At 38.9% G+C, this 252-nt stretch carries 1 protein-coding gene; it reads left to right on the plus strand.

What is annotated here, in order from left to right:
- On the plus strand, positions 1–226 hold a 226-nt coding region (locus IC21_RS16020), incomplete at its 5' end, for a zinc ribbon domain-containing protein (protein WP_155116783.1).
- Positions 227–252: the final 26 nt, after the last annotated feature.

Raw genomic sequence — 252 nt, forward strand, 5'->3', positions numbered from 1 at the left:
GTTCACTACTTTCTTAGCGTATAAGCTAAAAGAACAAGGGAAACAACTTGTGAAAATTGATAAGTGGTTTCCCTCCACTAAGAAGTGTTCTTGTTGTGGTGCAGAAAAACCTGTGAAACTATCTGAACGCACCTACCGTTGTTCGTGCGGTTATGTGGCAGATCGCGACTATAATTCAGCAATCAATATCAAAAATGAAGGTATACGCTTATTAGCGTTATCATAAGTAACAAAACTCTTGGAACAAGAGGG

The organism is Heyndrickxia coagulans DSM 1 = ATCC 7050, assembly GCF_000290615.1.
Classification (GTDB): Bacteria; Bacillota; Bacilli; order Bacillales; family Bacillaceae_C; genus Weizmannia; species Weizmannia coagulans.